Here is an 18,283-nt window from a genome sequence, read left to right as displayed (position 1 = left end):
GTAAAACTGTTTCACGTCCGGCAGAATTTGAAAAAGCTTTCTCTCGCTCGTTCGAGGATGGCAAGCCCATGCTTTGTCTACTAATTTTGTAGGCTTTATCTTTCTCCCCGTGAATTCGATTGCAACAGGGGAGCTTCGATGGTCAATCAGGTACTCGGCGAGGCGGGGACGTCTATTTTTGAGGCGATGTCGCGACTTGCTGTTGAGCGTGGAGCCATCAATCTGGGGCAGGGATTTCCAGAAGGCTTTGAACCGCCTGAACTCCTTGATGCCGCTGCTCGCGCTCTTCGTGAAACTTCACAACAATATCCGCCCATGATGGGGCTGCCGGTTCTCCGCCAAGCTGTCGCAGAAAACGCAAGGCGATTTCTCGGTATTGATGTAAACTGGGAAAGGGAAGTGCTAGTTACGTCCGGCGCTACGGAAGCACTCGCCGATACGTTTCTGGCGCATCTGGATACGGGCGACGAGGTTATCTTGTTCGAGCCGGTCTACGATGCTTACGCTACGCTTATCCGCCGCGCAGGCGGGAAGGTGGTGCCGGTACGGCTGAAACCGCCTCATTGGGAACTACCGCGAGAGGAGCTGGTAAAAGCGATCTCTCTTCGTACCAAACTCATTGTCGTCAACACGCCGATGAACCCAATCGGCAAGATACTGGATCCAGATGAGCTGGACTTTCTCGCCGAACTTGCGATCAAGCATGATCTCGTGATCGTTTCGGATGAGGTCTACGAACATCTCGTCTTCGACGGTCACCCGTTTCATTCTATGTTCGGTGTTGAGAAAGTCCGCGACCGTGTCGTGCGAATTGGTTCCGCCGGAAAGAGCTTTTCATTGACAGGATGGAAGGTCGGCTATGTGACAGCCGCCGAAAAACTTCTGGCCCCGATCGCTCGCGCCCACCAGTATGTCACTTTCACCACGCCGCCAGCATTGCAGTCGGCGGTTGCGGTTGGGCTTTCGTTACCTGATAGCTACTTTGTCGGCCTTCGAGCGACGCTGGCATCGCGACGGAATCTGCTGGTTGAAGGGCTGAAATCTGCGGGGTTTGATGTCGTAGCTGTCCCTGCCACCTATTTCGCGGTGGCCGATATAAAGTCGCTCGATCATGGCGGTGACGATCTCGATTTTTGCCGACGGTTGACACTTGAAGCTGGTGTAACCCCGGTTCCTATCTCATCTTTTTATGGTGCACGCGATGTGCGCAGCCACGTCCGTTTCTGTTTCGCCAAGCGCGAAGAAACGCTGCGGGAGGCCGCTTCACGGCTGATCCAGTGGAACAATGAGCACAATTGGCGCGCCGCATCATAGGCGCGCCCGAAAATCACTACAGGGAAAATAAGATGCATTCAGTTTCATTTTTGCGCGGCGCAGTTTCCGCGGCACTCTTCTCAGTGCTCGTCGCTTCACCGGCGCTTGCGGAAAAAATCCGGTTTGGTGTGACGTCGGGGCCGCATGCTGAAATCGCCGAAGCACTCGCACCCGTTGCCAAGGCAAAGGGGCTGGATATCGAGATTGTGGAATTCTCGGACGGTGCACTGATCGATCCGGCGACAAATGATGGCGATCTCGACGCCAATGGCTTTCAGCATACACCCTACTTCGATCAACAGAACAAGGATCGGGGTCTCGGTCTCGTTGCTGTTGGCGGACGTACTGTCTTGCTGCCAATGGCTGGTTACTCACACAAGTACAAATCTTTGAGCGAGCTGCCGGAAGGCGCACAAATTTCCATTCCCAACGATCCGAGCAATGCAGGCCGTGCCTTGAAGCTTCTTGAAGCTGGCGGCGTTATCAAGCTTACGCCGGGTGTAACTTTCAACGCAACAGAACTCGATATTGTCGATAATCCGAAAAAGGTCAAAATCATACCGATGGAAACGGCCCAGCTTCCACGGTCGCTGGAAGACGTGGATTTCTCCGTCATCACTTCACATTTTGCGCTGAGTGCCGGACTGGTTCCGACCCGTGATGCGATCCTGATCGAAGACCAGTTATCCGATTATTTCTGCCTGCTTGCTGTCGCGGGAAAGAACAAGGATGCCCCGTGGGTCAGGACGCTTGTTGAGGCTTATAAATCTCCTGATGTCAAAGCCTTCATTGAGAAGAAGTTCGATGGCAATATCGTAGCGGGTTGGTGACATGAACGTGCTCGTACGCAGCGGACTTGTGTCGAACGCCGTACCGGACGATACAAGTCCGGCGCCGTCGATCATCGACATACGTTCGCTGACAAAGACCTATGACAAGAGGGCTGGTCCGGTCATCGACAATGTCTCGCTTCAAATAGCCAAGGGAACCATTCACGGAATCATTGGTCGTTCAGGCGCTGGAAAAAGCACGCTCGTGCGTTGCCTGAATGGTCTGGTGCACCCAACCGGAGGACAAGTCGTTGTTTCCGGGCGAGAGATCACAACGTTGCGTCGAGGCGAATTGCGACAGGTTCGTCGTGAAGTATCAATGATATTTCAGCATTTTAGTCTGCTGTCTTCACGAACTGCTTTCGGCAACATAGCCCTGCCACTGGAGCTCACAGGCGTTGATCGCAGCACCATAAGAACTCGCGTGAACGATTTGCTTGATCTGGTGGGCCTCAAGGGAAAGGCCGATGCTTATCCATCGGAACTGTCTGGTGGTCAGAAACAGCGTGTGGGTATCGCGCGCGCATTGGCTCTGGAGCCGAGCGTTTTGCTGTCGGATGAGGCGACGTCGGCGCTTGATCCCGAAACCACGGAGCAAATTCTTTCGTTATTGAAAGATATCAATCGGCGACTGGGGCTGACGATTGTACTCATAACGCATGAAATGGACGTGGTGCGCCAGATCGCAGACCACGTGACGGTTCTTGATGGCGGCAAAGTCGTTGAAAGCGGAGCGACCTTCGACGTCTTCGCCTTTCCGCAAACACCGATCGCCCGGTCATTTCTGGCTAGCATCGTCGCCCACGACCTACCGCCGGAAGTATCGCAGCGGGTGCTTCCACAACCAGTTGTCGGATCGGATCCGGTTCTGCGCATTATCTTTTCCGGTGAAGCCGCGCATGCGCCGGTCGTTGCTACGCTCGTGCAGCACTTCGGGATAAATCCGAACATATTGCACGGACGTATAGACTATATCGGTGGCAGACCACTGGGCATCATAACACTCGTCGCTGAGGGTGGTTCCGCCGATCTCGCGGACGTTCGCAATTATCTGTCTTCACTCAATCTTCATGGAGAGGTCATCGGTCATGTTGTCCGATCTGCTTCCGCCGGCACTCGTCGGGCTCTTGCTTGAATCGCTGAAGCAGACGGCTACTATGGTGGCCGCATCTGCCATTCTGTCGACATTGATTGGCCTGCCGCTCGGTGTTGCACTGGTTGTTACCAGTCCGGGCCAGTTTCTCGAACGGCCGGTCTTCAATCGTGTTGCGGGCACTGTCGTCAATCTGGTTCGATCCACGCCATTCATCATTTTGATGGTGGCGATCATTCCCTTAACGCGCCTGATTGCCGGAACGACCGTTGGTACCTATGCGGCCATCGTGCCACTGACCGCGGCAATCACACCTCTCTACGCACGGCTCGCCGAAACGGCGATGCGTGAGGTGGACCAGAACCTGATCGAAGCCGCCGAGAGCATGGGTGCAACGCCAATTCAGATCATCTTCAAGGTGCTCTTGCCTGAAGCGCTACCGGGGATCATTGCGGGGCAAACCGTTACGCTTGTCAGCCTTGTCGGGTACTCGGCGATGGCAGGAACAGTCGGCGGCGGTGGACTTGGCGATCTCGGAATTCGCTTCGGATATCAGCGCTTCATGCCGGAAGTTATGGTGGCCGTCGTCATCATCCTGGTTGTGATCGTGCAATCCATCCAGATCACGGGCGACTACGCCGCCCGTCTTGTCAACCACCGTGTGGCGCGCAGCCGTCGTTCCCGCTGAGAGTTTTTCAGGAGCTTCCAATGACTATACATACCACCCCAATCAATCTGCCTCTGCTTGATTTGTCCCGTTTCAACGGCAGTGCCGAGGAGCGCGACAGTTTCATTGAGGAGCTGCGCCGCACTATTCACGAACATGGCTTTTTCTATCTCACGGGACATGGCGTCGATCCGAAACTCGTGGAGGACGTTGTTGCAACGGCGAAGACGTTCTTCGCACTTCCAGCGGAAGAAAAACTCAAGATAGAAATGGTGAAGTCATCGCATTTCCGCGGTTACAATCGTGCTGGCCTCGAACGGACACGTGGCGAGCAGGATTGGCGCGAACAGCTCGATATCAACACGGAATCAGAACCTGCCGAGATCGGTCCGAATAGCCCGGCATGGAAGCGTTTGATCGGCCCGAACCAGTGGCCGGAAGCCCTGCCGGAACTTAAGCCGTTGCTGCTTGCCTATCAGGCTGAGGTGACGCGCGTTGGCATTGATATTCTGAAGGCTATCGCCGCGGCTTTGGGACAGTCGGAAGACTTTTTCGCCCAGATTTATGAGCCGCATCCATCCCAGCTCCTGAAGATTATCCGTTATCCGGGGCGCGATGTGGCGGAAAGTGAGCAAGGAGTGGGCGCGCATAAGGACGGAGGTTTCGTTACTGTTCTGTTGCAGGATGTTGTCCCCGGTCTGCGTGTTCAGCGGGAAAACGGTGAATGGATCGATGCGCCTCCGGTTCCTGGCACCTTTGTCATCAACACCGGTGAACTGCTTGAACTTGCCACCAATGGGTTCGTGCGGGCGGATGTACACGGCGTTGTTGCACCTCCAGCCGGCGTGGAACGCTTTTCCGTCGCCTTCTTTCTCGGTGCTCGATACGACGCGACGATTCCGGTTATAGATTTGCCAGATGAGTTGAAGACCAAGGAGCGCGGTGTGACTGTCGACGCGCTGAACCCGATCTTCCGAGAGGTCGGTGCAAATAATCTCAAAAGTCGCCTCCGGTCCCATCCTGATGTTGCGCGTGCTCATCATGCGGATTTGCTGACACCCGAACAATTGGTGGATCGCTCGCCCGGATCGGCATATTGACAGGTTGATCGTCATTTTCCAGGGCGTCGTGGTCGTGCTGACGAGGATGCCCTGTTCACCCCATCCCTTGACGGCTAATTGTGCTGGCCTCAACAGTCGTCAAGGAACGAGTTCGGGGGTACGTGGTTGATCCAGATTGTTCCGGATCATGCGACACCCTCACGAGTGACCGCCGCTCATGTTTCGCTTTTTCGCTAACATTTATAAGCTGCGATTGCTGACAGGTGAGCGCGGCAGCTATCATTATGGTGGAAACCTTTTATCATTTTGCCAAGCGGATGCCGGTCTTTTTTCAAAAGTTTCGGCAGATTGACCGCGTAGTTGTCATTTTGAACAATTTGTTCCCACGAAATTTAACAAATCCACGGCTTGATCGTTCAAAGCATCAATGGAAATCTCCCTGCACTTATAAAAGCGTGAAGTAGGGAGGGGATCGCTGAAATGCCTGTAATGCCCAAATTGTGTGCCGATACCATAGTATATAACGGTACGATCTGGTGTGGATATGAAGAGGGCACAGTCGAAGCCCTGGCCATCTGGCAAGGCAAGGTGCTCGCGACGGGTACGAAGGACCAGATCTGGTCTCTGAAGGGCGACGATACGCATTTGATCGATCTGAAAGGGCGCTTTGCCACGCCCGGGCTGAATGACGCTCACCTGCATCTCATTTCGATTGGGTTGACACTCAAGTGGATTGATGCCACGCCGCAGGCGGCCCCGACATTGCAAAGCCTGCTTGACGCCATTCGGGAACAGGCCGCTTCCGCCCCTCCCGGGGCATGGATCAGAGCACGCGGCTATGACCAGACCAAGCTCGATGTCGGTCGCCATCCGCATAAGTCGGAGCTTGATGCTGTTGCTCCAAACAATCCTGTCATGGTGGTACGCGCATGTGGCCACGTTTCGATCTTCAATTCGAAGGCATTTGAACTGGCGGGTATCGACGAAAATTCCCCGGTACCGGATGGCGGCTTGATCGAGCAGAAGAATGGTACTTTGACAGGGATGGTTGCAGAAAATGCGCAAGGTGCCGTCCGCAAAGCGATCCCCAAGGCAACGACGGAAGAGATGATCGAGGCCATTGAGGCCGCAGGCAATCTTCTCCTTTCCTATGGCATCACCAGCATTATGGACGCCGCTGTCGGTCAGGTTGCGGGCTTCGATGAAATCCGTGCCTATAACCTCGCCAAACTCGACAAGCGCTTGCCGGTGCGCACCTGGCTCGTACTGCTCGGCGATCCGGGACCTTCCATTGTCGAAGAATGCTACAAAGCAGGCCTTGTTTCCGGTGTCGGCGATGACATGCTGACAGTCGGTGCCGTCAAGGTTTTCCTAGATGGATCGGCGGGTGGACGCACTGCATGGATGAGCAAGCCGTATCTCGGCGACGACGATAATATCGGTGTCCAGATATTGCCGGATGCAGAACTGGAAGCGCTGGTGCTCGATGCCCATAAAAAGGGTTATCAGTTGGCTTGCCACGCTATCGGCGATGCAGCGATTGGACAGCTCATTACAGCCTATGAAAAGGCACTCGCAGCGCATCCCGATCCAGATCGCCGCCATCGTATCGAACATTGCGGTTTCTCTACGCCGGAACAGCATGAGCGGATGAAGAAAGCCGGGATTTATCCTTGTCCGCAACAGGTCTTCATATACGATTTCGGTGACGCCTATATTTCTGTTCTTGGCGAGGAACGTGCTCGTTCAAGCTATCCGCTGAAAACTTGGAAGGATCTGGGCTTTAACCCTGCGACTGGCAGTGATTCACCGGTCTGCCATCCGAACCCCTATCCAAACATCTATTCGATGCTTACGCGCGAAACGGGTAAGGGAACGGTGATGGATACCCGCGAATGCGTGACCATCGAAGAGGCCCTGCAGGTTTATACGGAGTTCGGTGCTTTCTCTCAGAAGCTGGAGAATGTGAAGGGCAAGCTTGTACCTGGGCAGGTTGCTGATATTGCGGTCTTTTCACGCAATATGCTCACCGCGAGACCGGAAGAGATTCTCAACGACACGTATTGTGTTCTTACCATGCGTGACGGTGAGGTCGTATTCGAACGGTCGTGAGTTAAATGCTCCCGGTTTCCGGGGTCAATAAAAAGAATTGAAGCGTAAACGCTTCGGGGCGATTTCGGGCAGCGAGGTTTCGACAGAGCTGCCCGAAGAACGGTTCATCTGAATCGCAAGAATGACATTTATGAAGGGGAACAACATGAAAAAATTTGCATTGCTGGCTGCGCTGTCCGCAGTCCTGCTGGCCGGAACGGCGGCTTACGCGGCGGACGAACCACGTTCGGGAGGCGTCATCAATTTTGTCGCGCCCTACGGCGACAGCTTCTCGACGCTCGATATTCAAGCATCACCTGCCACACAAGACGAGTTCTACGCCAAGGCGATTCACCGTACGCTCTATGATTGGGATGCTGATCTCAATAAACCGGTACTCGGTCTTGCAACCGATGTGACTGTGTCCGACGACAGGCTCGTCTATACCTACAAGCTTCGTCAGGATGCATTTTTCCACAATGGCAAGCCTTTGACGGCAGACGACATTATCTGGAGCTACACCCGGATCATGGATCCGAAAAAGGCATTCCCACCGGCACGTTACATCGCCGAAATCAAAGGGGCGGAGGAATATACGCAGGGCAAGGCCAAGGAAATTTCCGGTCTGAAGAAGATCGATGACCATACGCTCGAAATCACGCTGAAACAGCCAATTGATCCGGGCTTCCAGTTCATGCGTAACAACACTGCCATTTACCCGGCAGGTGAAGGTGATAGCGAAGAGTTTCAGCGCCACCCGATTGGTCTCGGACCTTATAAGTTTGCGGAATATGTCCCCGGCTCTCGCCTGACAGTGGAGAAGTGGGACAAGTACTACGAAAAGGGCAAGCCCTACGCCGATAAGATCAATATCATGATCATGGGTGATGCGGCCGCGCGCGACGTTGCGTTCCGCAACAAGGAGATCGACGTAGCCGTGCTCGGGCCGGCACAATATACGGCCTATCTGGCCGATCCTGAACTTGCGAAGAATATGGTCGAGGTAGCCGAGGTCTATACGCGCGCCGTCGGCTTTAATCCGGATTTCAAGCCGTTCCAGGACAAACGCGTTCGTCAGGCAATCAACTACGCCATCGATAGCGATCTCATCATCAAGCGTCTCGTCAAAGACAAGGCCTATCGTGCTGTTGGTTGGCTGCCGAACTCATCGCCAGCCTTCGATAAGGATGCGAAGCCTTATCCGTATGACCCTGAAAAAGCAAAAGCTTTGCTTGCTGAAGCAGGGTATCCCAACGGCTTCGAATTCGAATTGACAGCAACACAAAACGAGAGCTGGGGCCTGACTATCGTTCAAGCGATCATTCCGATGCTCGCCAAGGTCGGTATCAAGGTGAAAGCAAAGCCGGTTGAAGCGTCAGTGCTTGCGGATGTAGTTCCGGCTGGCAATTTCCAAGCCTATATGTGGTCGCTCGAAAGCGGTCCGGATGCACTGACGGCGATGCAGTGCTTCTATTCCACGACCCCACAATCTGCGTGTAACTACCAGAAGTTCTCGAACGCAGAATTCGACAAGATTGTCGATGAGGCAAAGGTGGCGAAAACCGAAGAAGAGAAGAACGAGCTTCTGAAGAAGGCCAACAACCTGTTGCAGGAAGAAGCGCCGGTCTGGTTCTTCAACTACAATAAGGCTGTCATGGCACATCAGCCATGGTTGCATGGCCTGCAGCCGAACTCGGCGGAGCTCGCCGTTCAGTCCTATGAAAAGCTGTGGGTTGATGACACGGTTCCGTCCGGTCGCTGATTCTGGCTGATCTGGATCGGCCCGCTCGTTATCGGGCGGGCCTCTGATCCCCTTTGCTCCAGCGTAGTTTACGCTGATCCGAAAGGAGGACCATGTGCTCTATTTTATTTTTCGGCGCATCTTGCAGATGATACCGACGGTTGTCGCTGTATCGCTGCTGATCTTCGTCATTTTCAGTGTTGTTCCGGGCAGCATCGCTTCTGGCCTAATTGCCAATGGCAAGGGCATGAACGACCCGAAGATGGTCGAAAAGATCACCCAGGAATTTGGCCTCGACAAGCCTGTCCATGTGCGTTTCGGCAATTATCTGGTTCAACTGGCACAGTTTGATCTTGGTACGTCCTATCGATCCAGACAACCGGTCGTCTCGCTTATTCAGGAGCGCATGTGGCCGACATTGAAGCTCGCTTTTGCGGCTATGGGGTTTGCGATCCTGATAGGCGTACCGCTTGGGTTTCTCGCGGCACTTAAACCCGGAAGTCTTCTCGACAGTGTGACGATGATAGGCGCAGTCTCGGGCCTCTCGCTACCACAGTTCTGGCTTGGCCTGCTGGCCATGTATCTCTTCGCACTGACACTCGGATGGTTGCCGAGTTTCGGCTATGGCGATGGAGGCATCAGAAACGTCATTCTGCCCGCGCTGACGTTGGGTGTTGCGCCATTGGCGTTGCTGGCGAGAACAACGCGTGCAGCCGTGCTTGAAGTGATGGGCGCTGATTTCATTCGCACGGCGCGTTCTAAAGGCATGAGCAGCTTTCGCTTGGTGAAATGGCATGTCATGCGCAATGCGCTGGTGCTGATTATCACGACAATCGGCTTGCAATTCGGATCGATGATGGGGCAGGCCGTGGTGGTGGAGAAGCTATTCTCATGGCCGGGCCTTGGCTCCTTGCTGATCGATAGCGTTTCGCTGCGCGACATTCCCGTGGTGCAGGGGGCAATTCTCGTAATCGTGTTGTGGTTTTTGGTCATCAATACGATCGTTGACATTCTCTACGCGGTTATCGACCCGCGCATAAGCCACGAGTAAGCCAATGAAGCTCCGTTTCAATCTCGTATTTGGCGGGTTCGTGTGCATCGTAATCGTTGGCGCTGCCGTATTTGCACCATTGCTGGCGCACTATAATCCGGTTCTCGATGCCGATCTGATGAATGCAGAACTGCCACCCGATGCACAATTCTGGTTCGGCACCGACGCACAGGGCCGCGATGTTTATTCGCGCATCCTCTTTGGTGCGCAAGTATCTTTGACCGTTGGTGTCGTCTCGCAGTGCATCAACACTGTTATCGGTCTGTGTTTCGGCATTTCGGCCGGTTATTTCGGCGGATGGTGGGATGATTTCGTCAACGGTCTCACCAACCTGATGCTCGCAATTCCGTCGCTGATTTTCGCGCTGGCAATCATGGCTGTCCTCGGCCCCGGCTTGCCAAGCCTTCTGCTCGCGCTTGGTCTGACGAATTGGTCCTGGACTTGCCGCATTGCGCGCAGTTCCACCCTTTCGCTAAAGAAGCAGGGCTATATTCAGGCTGCCAAGATGCTTGGCTATAGCGATGCCCGCATCATGATCACGCAGATCGTGCCAAACATGATCGGACCGATCCTCGTTATCGGCACTCTTGGAATGGGCGACGCAATTCTCGCAGAAGCAGCACTTTCTTATCTTGGTCTTGGGATCAGTCCACCGGATCCAAGCTGGGGCAACATGCTCACTGATGCGCGTGAGTTGATCGTGAACGCGCCTTGGGCTGCCGTGTTTCCCGGTTTGGCCATCTTCTTCACGGTGCTTGGACTCAATCTGTTCGGCGACGGTCTTCGCGACTGGCTCGACCCGCATATGAGGACACGCAAGGTATGAGCGAACAAGCACTTCTTGAGGTAGAGAACCTCCGGATCGATATTGTTTCTGGTTCGAGTAAACATAACGTGGTCGAAGACGTATCGTTCACTATCGGAGCTGGCGAGACATTCGGACTGGTTGGAGAGTCTGGCTGCGGAAAGAGCATCACTGCACTATCGATGATCGGATTGCTGCGCAAACCACTGTCGATAACGGATGGTGTGATACGCTTCAAAGGGCAGGATTTGCGGTCAATGTCGTCGCGTGAAATGCGCAAGCTGCGCGGCAATCGCATAGCGATGATCTTTCAGGAGCCGATGACTGCTCTCAATCCGTTGTCGCCAGTAGGGCGTCAGATTGCGGAAATGTTCGTGCTGCATCAGGGCGCGACCTGGCACGAGGCGGAGCGCAAAGCGATCGAAGCGCTTGCCAGTGTTCAAGTTCCTGCACCAGAGCAACGCGTGAAGAACTATCCGCATCAGATGTCGGGTGGTATGCGCCAGCGTGTGATGATCGCTATCGCACTCGCATGTGATCCAGATTTGCTGATCGCTGACGAACCCACGACCGCGCTTGATGTGACTGTTCAGGCGGAAATTCTTCGTCTGATGCAAGAGCTTTGCACTGCACGAGGAACTTCTGTCCTGATGATTAGTCATGATCTTGGTGTCATCGCGAAAATGTGTCGTCGCGTGGGGGTCATGTATGCTGGGCATTTGGTCGAGCAGCGCATAACAGCAGGCCTGTTTCACCACCCGGCTCATCCTTATGCGCATGGTCTTCTGGCCTCTCTACCGCAGCTCGGCTCACGACAGAAAGCAGGTCAGTTGCGGCTGCAGGAAATCGGAGGCGTCGTGCCTTCTATTTCCGCTTTTCCAAAGGGCTGCAGGTTCGAGCCGCGTTGTACGCGCGCGACTGATATTTGCCGTGCGCAAAAACCGGGCTGGACGCCACTTGAAGATGCCGGTGTGGTGAGGTGTTTCCATCATGAATGACACGCATTCAACCAAACTGGCAGAACCATTGGTCCGCATCGACGATGTCTGCGTTTACTTCCCGGTGAGCGGTGGCATTTTCAGTCGCTCAAAGCAATTGCTGCGTGCGGTCAACAACCTCAGCCTGACCCTCAACAAAGGCGAGTGTCTTTCGATTGTTGGAGAGTCTGGTTGCGGTAAATCTACGCTTGCACTCTCCCTCGTCGGCTTGCAAAAGCCGACGAACGGGCAAATCTATTTTGAAGGGCGACCGATCACCGGAAAGGACGAACCGTCCCGGCTGGAACGGGCGAAGATGGCGCAGATGGTCTTTCAAGATCCGTTCGCTTCACTCAATCCGCGCCAGACAGTCTATACGTCGCTAGCGGCGCCCTTGCGACTTCACGGTGTGACCTCGCGCAGCGAAGTCGATGGGCGCGTCGAGGAAATTCTGCGTCTTGTCGGTTTGAAGCCCGAGCAGGCAAAGCGTTTTCCGCACGAGTTTTCGGGTGGGCAACGCCAGCGCATCGGCATAGCACGTGCGCTGCTGCTCAATCCGAAAGTTATCGTGCTTGATGAGCCTGTTTCGGCGCTCGATGTTTCGATTCGGGCTCAGATCATCAATCTGCTGCTGGAACTGAAAGAACGGCTCGGTCTCTCTTACATCATGATCAGCCATGATCTGAGTGTCGTAGAGCATATGAGCGACCGTGTGGCGGTTATGTATTTCGGGCAGATTGTTGAGAGCGGACCGTGGGATCGGATATTCTTGAATCCGACACATCCTTATACGCGGCGACTGATTTCGGCCATTCCCGATCCGATGACCGAATTGATGGGTGGTCGGTTGATCAACGATACGAGCCCGCCGCAAGCACCAGAAGGTTGCGCATTTTACCCCGAAAGCTTTGGCACGCACGATGTTCATGAAGTGCCGCCACGAACACAATTCATCGATATCGGTGGAGACCATCGCATCCGCGTTATCGAGAAAGCTTGAGTCTCAAGTAAAGAACTAAAAAGCGCCGATAACCGGCGCTTTTTATTGTCGTAATATAAAGATCAACCGCTGATCAGCTTTACTTCCATGAAGTCTTCCAGGCCCCATTTGCCACCTTCGCGACCGTTGCCCGATTGCTTATAGCCACCAAATGGGCTGCCAGGTGCGCGTGATGTGCCGTTGATCTGCACCATACCAGCGCGCAATTTGCGAGCCACGCGTTTTGCGCGTTCTGGACTACCGGTCTGGATATAGGCTGCAAGCCCGTATGGAGTGTCGTTGGCGATGGCGACGGCTTCTTCTTCGGTATCGAACGGGATCATTGCAAGCACCGGTCCGAAGATTTCTTCGCGAGCAATCGTCATGTCATTGTTTACATCGGCAAAGACGGTTGGCTTGACGAAATCACCTTCGGTGAACCCGTCGGGACGTCCCGTACCGCCCGCAACAAGCCGTGCACCTTCATCAATGCCCTTCTGGATCAGGTGTTGAACTTTCTCGAACTGGATTGAGGAGGAAAGCGGGCCGATGTGATCGCCTTCCTTTGTCGGGTCGCCGACCTTCGTGCCTTCGGTTACCTTCTTCGCGATCTCCACGGCCTTGTCGTAGACGGAGCGCTCCACCAGCATGCGCGTCGGCGCATTACAGGACTGTCCGGTATTCTCGAAGCAATGCGCAAGGCTGCGTGCCATGGTCTTTTCAAGATCGGCGTCGGCGAAGACGATGTTCGGCGATTTGCCACCAAGCTCCAGCGAAACACGCTTTACCGTTGCTGCTGCTGCTTGCGAAACTGCTGTTCCGGCGCGGGTCGAGCCGGTGAAGGACATCATGTCGACATCTGTATGTTGCGACAAGGCTTCGCCAACAACGGTGCCTTCACCATTGACGAGATTGAAAACGCCTTTCGGGAAACCTGCCTGATCCACAAATTCGGCAAAGAGCATGGCCGACATCGGCGCAATCTCGGACGGCTTCAAGACTACCGTGCAGCCAACCGCAAGTGCTGGAATAACTTTCAGCGCGATCTGGTTCATCGGCCAGTTCCACGGCGTAATGAGGCCGCAAACACCGATTGGTTCGCGCACGACCGTCTGGTTCGGGTATTTCGGAGAAAGGATCTCTTCGAACTCGAAGTTTTCGAAGGCCGCAATGAAAGCCTTGGTATGAGAGAGGCCTGCCGCTGCCTGCGATTCCCGCGCAAGCGTAATCGGCGCACCCATTTCGAGTGAAATTGCCTTGGCCATTTCCTCCAGTCGGGTTTCGTAAATTTCCACTAACCGTCGGATATAACCGATGCGTTTTTCTGCCGGGGTTTCGCTCCAGGACGGAAAAGCCTTGCGTGCGGCTGCGACCGCCAGGTCGATGTCTTTTGCGGAACCGGCAGAGATGACGGCATAAGGCTTTTCGTTGGCGGGGTTGATGACCTCAATGATCTTGGCTTCTATCGGAGCGCGCCACGCTCCATCAATATAGAAGTCTGTTTTCTGGTCGAGGTTTTTCTGAAGCATTGTGCCGTCCTCCGTCGCGCTGAATGTTCGAGTTCAGCATAAGCCAACCCGATTTGCTTTCGACACTAATGCCGGGACATGGCAGCGTCAAAACAGAAGGGTGCATGGAAACATCAATTTTTCTTATTCATTATCGTAGGCTTCAACATCAAAACCCAAGGCAACCAGTCCTTCTTCCAGATAATCTCCGAGAAGCGGTGTGCCTATCAGATATTTGGCTTCACGGCCGTTGTCGCGATCAGCGGCGGTCGCAAGAGCTTCATCCCATTCTTCTGCACTAAAATCGCCGCGTCCAACCCACATCAAAGCGAGCAGTTCCTGCCGCTCATCTATGTTCAGGGAGCGGATAGCCGCAAAAAGTTCCTTGCGGGTGGGATTTGCCAGTGAGGCGTCGAGAATATCAACTTCATTGTCATCGCTGGCATTTGACCCGGATTCTTCATCGGTTGCGGGAACCTGAACGTCATACTCCCGGGCCTTGGCGATTATAAACTCCAGATTGTCGATATTGTTGACCAGCTCGACCACGCTTGCCTCCGTTACCTAGAGCATTTCCAGCAAAAATGCGAAGTGGTTTTGCGTAGGATAATGCGTAAAAACAAAGAGATAGAGCATTTTTAGTGGTTCAGTTTAAGCTAGAAATGCTCTGAGTTGTTTGGCAAACAACGCTTCCGTAGAGGCTTGGTTCCGGCTTTCTCAGGGAGCTGGATCAGCTTCGCGCAGCCTGTAGCCGACGCCTGTTTCGGTTAGAATATAATGCGGCTGATCCGGGAGTTTTTCAATCTTCTGTCTCAGCTGACGGACATAGATGCGAAGATATTGCACATCAGCCGCCGGCCCCCAGACCTGGCTGAGAATGAAATGGTGCGTCAGCACTTTTCCGGCATGCTGCACGAGAAGACGGAGAATATCGTATTCCTTCGGCGACAGTTTAATTTCTTCACCATTGAGTTTCACAATACGGCGCACAAGATCGACGGTTAGGCCGTCACTCTGGAAAAGTGGCTTTTCTCCCTGCTGTTGCAACCTGTGTCGCAACGCGACCCGCAAACGCGCGGCAAGTTCCTTTATACCAAAAGGTTTCGGGACATAATCATCGGCTCCTTCTTCAAGTGCACGAACAATCCCCGCTTCGTCGGTTCGGCTTGAGAGGACGAGAATAGGCAAGGTCACGCCGGTTTCTCTCCAGCGTTGAAGCAGCGCATGCCCATCAGTGTCAGGAAGGCCCAGATCAAGTACCACAATATCGGGCTTTTCCGTCGTAATGCGCTCGTCGGCTTCGCCACCATTCACGGCCTCGACGACGGTGTAGCCTTCCGTCGTCAGTCCGACCCGCAACAGTTTGCGGATGGCTGGTTCATCGTCGACAACAAGAATTTTCAGTTTCGGATCGTTCATGAGTTCCTGTCAACTTCATCAGCTGGGACGGGCAAAGCGATTGTAAAGACGGCACCGGTGCCTTCATGCCGATTTCCGGCCCGAATAGAGCCCCCCATTGCTTCGATGAAACCGCGAGCGATTGAAAGCCCCAGTCCGGTACCGGCCTGCACGTGATCACCTTTACGCACACGATAGAACGTATCGAACACGCGCTCCAGATCGCCAGGTGGAATACCTGGACCCCGATCACTGATTTCCAGTGTTATACGAGACGGAGCAGCATGAGCCTTAATTGTAATCGGTGTGTTTTCAGGGGCATATTTCGCCGCATTGTCGAACAGATTGAACAAGACCTGCTCGAACAGAACGGCATCAAGCTGAACCATAGGCAAATCAGCTGGAACGGCAATATTGACCTGATGATGAACCAGAATCTTGGCTGCACGATTGAGCGCTGCTCCGACAAGATCACCAACGTAGTGAAGCGACAGATTGGGCTTCATCGCTCCCGCTTCAATCCGCGTCATATTGAGGAGGTTAGCGATGAAGCGGTTCAAGCGCTCTGATTGGTCGACCACGGTTGCAACGAGATCGGAACGGTCTGTATCTGGCAATGAGCTGGAATAGTCGCGCAAGGTCGTGGCTGCGCCCAGAATTGCCGCCAGCGGGGTCTTCAGATCGTGTGAGATTGAGGTGAGCAGGGCTGAACGCAATTTGTCAGCTTCGGCGGCGAGTTTTGCTCGCTCCACATCATCGACAAGCTGAACGCGTTCGATGGCAATTGCGGCCTGATCGGCCAAAGCCTCGAAGAGACGCTGTTGTTCAGGCGTGAGGATAGGCCCCATGCGATCATTGTCGAGGCCGATGACGCCAACTGATGTTCTGGCGGTTTTGAGAGGCAAATAGAGTCGCTTGGCACCCGGCAAAGTATTGGCACCACGCCCAGCGGGAAGGTCGTGCTCCCAGGTCCAGTGTGCTGCAGCGATATCGGCGTCATCCAGAGTGTCATCAGGCGGATAACCACCTCTGACCGTTATACTGTTTCCTTCAGGGAGAAGGATCACGACGCGCACCTTGAGCATTGATGCGATCTGGAATGCGGTGGCCCATAACACATCATCGAGCGAGCCAGTCCCTGCCAGCTTTTTGCTGAAGAGATACAGATCTTCCGTCATGCGTGCACGTTGCCGTGCCGCTGCAGCCTGCCGCTGGACCCGGCTCGCCAGATTGCTGGCAATGAAACTCACGAACAGGAAGAAAACCAGCGCCACAACACTTTCAGGATCGGCGATGGAAAGCGTGTAGAGGGGAGAAAGAAAGAAGAAATTATAGGCGAACGCGCTAAGTACGGATGCGAAAAGCGCTGGCCAAAGACCAAGGGTGACTGCAACACCGAGAACACCGACAACGAACACCAACGCTATGCTGCGCACATCCAGAAACTGTTCGAGCAGCAATCCGATGACGAGCGCTATACCTGTCATCGCAGCGCCGATCAGATAGGGCGTGATGTCGTGCGTTGCCTTCTGGCTGGCGGTATTTACCTTACGAGGGGTTCCTTCGTTCTCCTGGTCGACAGCCGCCGTTATGTGGATATCGATTGCGCCGGAGAGCCGCACCAGTTCTCGTGCGATGGAGCCGTCAATCATCTCACGCCAGCGCGATTTTATCGATTTTCCGGCGACGATCTGGGTAAAGTTGTGTGTTGAAGCATAGCGAACAATGTCTTCGGCGACGGATTGACCGGGAATGATGATTGTTTCCCCGCCGAGCTGTTCGGCAAGCCTCAATGCCGTTGCAAGCCTGTCCTTTGCTTCTTCAGTAAGCCCCGCAGACCGTGCCGTTTCTATATGGATGGCCGCCCAAGGTGCGCGAAGACGATCCGCAAGCCGACGCGCATAGCGAACCAGCGATATACTACGGGGGCGTTCATCGACCGCAACCAATATGCGGTCGCCTGCAGCCCATGGCCCTTCAATGGCATGGGCGCGCATGTGACTGAGCAGTTGCTCGTCGACACGCTGGGCGGTGCGGCGCAGTGCCAATTCACGCAACGCGGTCAGATTCCCGGGAGAAAAGTAATTGCGGATCGCTCGTTTCGCGGTCTTTGGTAGGTAAATCTTGCCTTCATTAAGACGTTTGATGAGATCATTCGGCGTGAGATCGATAAGCTCAATGTCGTCGGCACGGTCGATGATGCTGTCGGGTACTGTTTCACGCACACGGATACGCGTGATCTGTGCCACAACATCATTTAGGCTTTCGACATGCTGGATGTTGAGCGTCGTATAGACATCAATCCCGCGCGCCAGAATTTCCTCGACATCCTGATAACGTTTGGGGTGTCTGCTGCCCGGTGCATTCGTGTGCGCCAGTTCATCCACAAGAACCAGTTGCGGTTTGCGAGCCAGCACCGCATCGATATCCATTTCATCCAAGAGATGCCCGCGATAGGCCACTTGCGCACGCGGAATAATCTCAAGCCCTTCCGTCAGCGCTTCGGTTTCCACTCGACCATGTGTCTCGACAACGCCGATGACGACATCTATGCCATCAGCTTTGCGCGCGCGACCGGACATCAGCATTTCATAGGTTTTACCAACACCCGGCGCGGCACCGAGAAATATCTTCAGGCGGCCAAGCGTTTCGCGTTCCGCCTGTTCAAGCAGAGCATCGGGAGAAGGTCTGTTCTCGCCGAAGCGAAGCGGGTCCGATGTCAAATAAAGCTCCTGAAAGGATGGGCGGCAAATCATGCCGCCGCCAGT

Annotated in this window: 15 protein-coding genes; 11 read left to right on the top strand and 4 right to left on the bottom strand. The window is 54.3% G+C overall.

The window, feature by feature from the left end; all coding sequences use genetic code 11:
* The first annotated feature begins 138 nt into the window (after positions 1-138).
* From AAE521_RS01590 to AAE521_RS01540, 11 genes are all read left to right on the top strand, one after another.
* A complete protein-coding gene (locus AAE521_RS01590) occupies positions 139-1,314 on the top strand; it encodes an aminotransferase (protein ID WP_071632161.1) in 1,176 nt (391 codons plus the stop codon).
* 32 nt (positions 1,315-1,346) lie between these two features.
* A complete protein-coding gene (locus AAE521_RS01585) occupies positions 1,347-2,144 on the top strand; it encodes a MetQ/NlpA family ABC transporter substrate-binding protein (protein ID WP_071632162.1) in 798 nt (265 codons plus the stop codon).
* A gap of 1 nt (position 2,145) precedes the next feature.
* A complete protein-coding gene (locus AAE521_RS01580; protein ID WP_342060335.1) occupies positions 2,146-3,279 on the top strand; it encodes a methionine ABC transporter ATP-binding protein in 1,134 nt (377 codons plus the stop codon).
* A complete protein-coding gene (locus AAE521_RS01575) occupies positions 3,233-3,925 on the top strand; it encodes a methionine ABC transporter permease (RefSeq protein ID WP_342060334.1) in 693 nt (230 codons plus the stop codon). The genes AAE521_RS01580 and AAE521_RS01575 overlap by 47 nt, the downstream gene beginning before the upstream one ends.
* Positions 3,926-3,945: 20 nt before the next feature.
* Complete coding sequence (locus tag AAE521_RS01570; protein WP_071632164.1) at positions 3,946-5,004, top strand: isopenicillin N synthase family dioxygenase; 1,059 nt, start codon at positions 3,946-3,948, stop codon at positions 5,002-5,004.
* A 450-nt stretch (positions 5,005-5,454) separates the two neighbouring features.
* Positions 5,455-7,077 (top strand): amidohydrolase, encoded by a 1,623-nt coding sequence (locus AAE521_RS01565; RefSeq protein WP_374864431.1) that lies wholly within the window; start codon positions 5,455-5,457, stop codon positions 7,075-7,077.
* Positions 7,078-7,222: 145 nt separating this feature from the next.
* A complete protein-coding gene (locus tag AAE521_RS01560; protein ID WP_342060332.1) occupies positions 7,223-8,818 on the top strand; it encodes an ABC transporter substrate-binding protein in 1,596 nt (531 codons plus the stop codon).
* Positions 8,819-8,912: 94 nt separating this feature from the next.
* Positions 8,913-9,848, top strand: a complete 936-nt coding sequence (locus AAE521_RS01555) for an ABC transporter permease (RefSeq protein ID WP_012093151.1) — start codon at positions 8,913-8,915, stop codon at positions 9,846-9,848.
* A gap of 4 nt (positions 9,849-9,852) precedes the next feature.
* Positions 9,853-10,674 (top strand): ABC transporter permease, encoded by an 822-nt coding sequence (locus AAE521_RS01550; protein WP_342060331.1) that lies wholly within the window; start codon positions 9,853-9,855, stop codon positions 10,672-10,674.
* Entirely contained in the window at positions 10,671-11,651 is a 981-nt protein-coding gene (locus tag AAE521_RS01545) for an ABC transporter ATP-binding protein (protein WP_342060330.1), read from the top strand. Before AAE521_RS01550 ends, AAE521_RS01545 begins: the two co-directional genes overlap by 4 nt.
* Complete coding sequence (locus AAE521_RS01540) at positions 11,644-12,630, top strand: ABC transporter ATP-binding protein (protein WP_342060329.1); 987 nt, start codon at positions 11,644-11,646, stop codon at positions 12,628-12,630. Before AAE521_RS01545 ends, AAE521_RS01540 begins: the two co-directional genes overlap by 8 nt.
* 62 nt (positions 12,631-12,692) lie before the next feature.
* Here AAE521_RS01540 and AAE521_RS01535 read toward each other — a convergent pair whose 3' ends face one another.
* The 4 genes from AAE521_RS01535 to AAE521_RS01520 all read right to left on the bottom strand — a co-directional run bounded on the left by AAE521_RS01535 (position 12,693) and on the right by AAE521_RS01520 (position 18,271).
* Positions 12,693-14,138 (bottom strand): aldehyde dehydrogenase family protein, encoded by a 1,446-nt coding sequence (locus AAE521_RS01535; RefSeq protein ID WP_342060328.1) that lies wholly within the window; start codon positions 14,136-14,138, stop codon positions 12,693-12,695.
* Between the two features lie 123 nt (positions 14,139-14,261).
* Positions 14,262-14,666: a DUF3775 domain-containing protein gene (locus AAE521_RS01530; protein ID WP_010658967.1), complete on the bottom strand. Its 405-nt coding sequence runs from the start codon at positions 14,664-14,666 to the stop codon at positions 14,262-14,264.
* Between the two features lie 168 nt (positions 14,667-14,834).
* Positions 14,835-15,536 carry a response regulator transcription factor gene (locus AAE521_RS01525; RefSeq protein ID WP_342060327.1) on the bottom strand — a complete coding sequence of 234 codons (702 nt, stop codon included), beginning with the start codon at positions 15,534-15,536 and terminating at the stop codon, positions 14,835-14,837.
* Positions 15,533-18,271 carry a DUF4118 domain-containing protein gene (locus AAE521_RS01520; RefSeq protein ID WP_374864428.1) on the bottom strand — a complete coding sequence of 913 codons (2,739 nt, stop codon included), beginning with the start codon at positions 18,269-18,271 and terminating at the stop codon, positions 15,533-15,535. The genes AAE521_RS01525 and AAE521_RS01520 overlap by 4 nt, the downstream gene beginning before the upstream one ends.
* Positions 18,272-18,283 lie beyond the last annotated feature (12 nt).

This window comes from Brucella cytisi (assembly GCF_038433355.1).
GTDB classification, from domain to species: domain Bacteria; phylum Pseudomonadota; class Alphaproteobacteria; order Rhizobiales; family Rhizobiaceae; genus Brucella; species Brucella cytisi.
The sequence above is the reverse complement of the archived record's forward strand: the minus strand, read 5'-3'. Positions and strand labels throughout refer to the sequence as shown.

Excerpts from the sequence above, each read along its gene's own strand:
- AAE521_RS01590 (WP_071632161.1), top strand. The coding sequence starts at position 139 with ATGGTCAATCAGGTACTCGGCGAGGCGGGGACGTCTATTTTTGAGGCG.
- AAE521_RS01585 (WP_071632162.1), top strand. The coding sequence starts at position 1,347 with ATGCATTCAGTTTCATTTTTGCGCGGCGCAGTTTCCGCGGCACTCTTC.
- AAE521_RS01580 (WP_342060335.1), top strand. The coding sequence starts at position 2,146 with ATGAACGTGCTCGTACGCAGCGGACTTGTGTCGAACGCCGTACCGGAC.
- AAE521_RS01575 (WP_342060334.1), top strand. The coding sequence starts at position 3,233 with ATGTTGTCCGATCTGCTTCCGCCGGCACTCGTCGGGCTCTTGCTTGAA.
- AAE521_RS01570 (WP_071632164.1), top strand. The coding sequence starts at position 3,946 with ATGACTATACATACCACCCCAATCAATCTGCCTCTGCTTGATTTGTCC.
- AAE521_RS01565 (WP_374864431.1), top strand. The coding sequence starts at position 5,455 with ATGCCCAAATTGTGTGCCGATACCATAGTATATAACGGTACGATCTGG.
- AAE521_RS01560 (WP_342060332.1), top strand. The coding sequence starts at position 7,223 with ATGAAAAAATTTGCATTGCTGGCTGCGCTGTCCGCAGTCCTGCTGGCC.
- AAE521_RS01550 (WP_342060331.1), top strand. The coding sequence starts at position 9,853 with ATGAAGCTCCGTTTCAATCTCGTATTTGGCGGGTTCGTGTGCATCGTA.
- AAE521_RS01545 (WP_342060330.1), top strand. The coding sequence starts at position 10,671 with ATGAGCGAACAAGCACTTCTTGAGGTAGAGAACCTCCGGATCGATATT.
- AAE521_RS01540 (WP_342060329.1), top strand. The coding sequence starts at position 11,644 with ATGAATGACACGCATTCAACCAAACTGGCAGAACCATTGGTCCGCATC.
- AAE521_RS01535 (WP_342060328.1), bottom strand. The coding sequence starts at position 14,138 with ATGCTTCAGAAAAACCTCGACCAGAAAACAGACTTCTATATTGATGGA.
- AAE521_RS01525 (WP_342060327.1), bottom strand. The coding sequence starts at position 15,536 with ATGAACGATCCGAAACTGAAAATTCTTGTTGTCGACGATGAACCAGCC.
- AAE521_RS01520 (WP_374864428.1), bottom strand. The coding sequence starts at position 18,271 with ATGATTTGCCGCCCATCCTTTCAGGAGCTTTATTTGACATCGGACCCG.